Annotated in this window: 3 protein-coding genes; all 3 read left to right on the top strand. The window is 70.9% G+C overall.

What is annotated here, in order from left to right; all coding sequences use genetic code 11:
• The first annotated feature begins 8 nt into the window (after positions 1–8).
• The 3 genes from LCD31_RS28655 to ligD all read left to right on the top strand — a co-directional run bounded on the left by LCD31_RS28655 (position 9) and on the right by ligD (position 2108).
• The gene (locus tag LCD31_RS28655) at positions 9–158 is read left to right on the top strand and encodes a SelB C-terminal domain-containing protein (protein ID WP_374201693.1); all 150 of its coding nucleotides are present in this window, start codon (positions 9–11) and stop codon (positions 156–158) included.
• A gap of 86 nt (positions 159–244) precedes the next feature.
• Positions 245–1192 carry a Ku protein gene (locus tag LCD31_RS28650; protein ID WP_224963300.1) on the top strand — a complete coding sequence of 316 codons (948 nt, stop codon included), beginning with the start codon at positions 245–247 and terminating at the stop codon, positions 1190–1192.
• 13 nt (positions 1193–1205) lie between these two features.
• Positions 1206–2108: a non-homologous end-joining DNA ligase gene (gene ligD / locus LCD31_RS28645; protein ID WP_224963299.1), complete on the top strand. Its 903-nt coding sequence runs from the start codon at positions 1206–1208 to the stop codon at positions 2106–2108.
• Positions 2109–2116 lie beyond the last annotated feature (8 nt).

The following is a 2116-nucleotide window of genomic DNA, read 5'->3' as shown; positions in this document are numbered from 1 at the left end:
TCTTCGACGTGCTCGCCACCCTGCCCCAGCCGTTCACCCCCGCCGACGCCCGCCGCGCCCTGCGCACCACCCGCCGCGTCGCCCTGCCCCTGCTGGAACTGCTCGCCCGCGACGGCCGCACCGAACGCCTCCCCGACGGCACCCACCGGCTGCGCTGAACACCGCGGACCGTGCGATCAGCCGAAGCGCGGCGCATCGTGGGGACATGACGGGCCGGGTCGCCCGGCAGCGAGGGAGGCACGTCATGGCACGCAAGATCTGGACCGGCTCCATCAACTTCGGCCTGGTGACCATCCCGGTCGGCCTCTACGCCGCCACCGAGGACCACAGCCCCTCCTTCCACCAGTACCAACGCGGCACCACCGACCGCGTCCGCTACAAGCGCGTCAACGAACGCACCGGCGACGAGGTCGACTACGGCGACATCGTCAAAGGCCGCGAAGTCGAAGGCACCCTGATCACCGTCGACCAGGAAGAGCTCGACGAGATCGCCCCCGGCCGCTCCCGCACCATCGACATCACCTCCTTCGTCGACCTCGACGAGATCGACCCGGTGCACTTCCAGCGCACCTACTGGCTCGCACCCAACGCCAAGGAGAACCACCGGCCCTACGACCTGCTGCGCCGCGCCATGGAACAGACCAACCAGGTCGGCATCGCCACCTTCGTGCTGCGCGGCAAGGAATACCTCACCGCCGTGCGCGCCGACGACGCCGCGCTCGCCCTCAACACGCTGTTCTTCGCCGACGAGATCCGCGACCCCGCCCAGATCATCGGCGACACCGCAGGCTCGGCGCCCTCCGACAAGGAACTGGAAATGGCCGAGACCGTCATCGAATCCATGACCGGCGAATGGCACCCCGAGGACTACGAGGACACCTACACCGACCGCGTCGAACAACTCCTCGCCGACAAGGCCCGCGGCGTCGAACCCGCCGCCGAGGCCGAACCCGCCGCCGACACCGACGTCATCGACCTCACCGACGCGCTCCGCCGCAGCGTCGAACACGCCCGCGGCACCCGCAGCAGCAGCCGACGCGGCGGGCGCGGAGACGAGCTCGGCGAACTCACCAAGGGCGAACTCGACAAGCGCGCCAAAGAACTCGGCGTCCGCGGCCGCTCCAAGATGAACCGCGCCGAACTCGAAGACGCCGTCCGCGACGCCACCCACGGCTCGCGCGCCGCGTCCTGACCGGAGCACCACCGTGGGACGCGTGACCGTGCGAGTGCAGGACCGCGAACTGACCCTGTCCAACCTGGACAAGGTGCTCTACCCCGCCTGCGGGTTCCGCAAGCGCGACGTCATCGACTACTACCGGCGCATCGCCCCCGTGCTGCTGCCGCACCTGCGCGGCCGCGCCACCACCCTCATCCGCTACCCCGACGGCGTCGACTCCGGCTCGTTCTACGAGAAGGACGTCTCCCGCCACGCCCCCGACTGGGTCCCCACCGCCCGCCTGGTCAGCGGCGCCGACGGTACCGGCCGCGCCGTCAACCACCACGTGCTCATCGACGCCCTGCCCACCCTGGTGTGGACCGCGAACCTCGCCGCCCTCGAACTCCACGTCCCCCAGTGGACCGTCGGCGAACACGACACCCGCAACACCCCCGACCTGCTCGTGTTCGACCTCGACCCCGGGCCACCCGCCACCATCGTCGAATGCTGCCGCGCCGCCGAACTCCTGCAGGAACGGCTGCGCGCCGACGGACTGCGCGCCCACCCGAAGACCAGCGGCGCCAAAGGCATGCAGCTGTACTGCCCGGTGCGCACCGAACGCCCCGACCGCACCTCCGCCTACGCCAAGCGGCTCGCCCACGAACTCGCCGCCGAACACCCCGACGCGCTGCTGGCGAAGATGAACCGCGCCGCCCGCACCGGCAAGGTCGGCCTCGACTGGAGCCAGAACAACCCCGCCAAGACCACCATCGCCCCCTACTCGCTGCGCGCCCGCGACCACCCCACCGCCTCCACCCCCCTCACCTGGGACGAAGTCCACGCCTGCCGCGAACCCGACCAGCTGCGCTACACCGCCGACGACGTCCTCGAACGCGTCGACGACCACGGCGACCTGCTCGCCGACCTGCACACCGACCCGCACCCGCTGTGACCCCCACC

Origin of the sequence: Saccharopolyspora sp. 6M, from assembly GCF_020176775.1 — a bacterium.
Taxonomy (GTDB): Bacteria; Actinomycetota; Actinomycetes; order Mycobacteriales; family Pseudonocardiaceae; genus Saccharopolyspora_C; species Saccharopolyspora_C gregorii.
The sequence above is the reverse complement of the archived record's forward strand: the minus strand, read 5'-3'. Positions and strand labels throughout refer to the sequence as shown.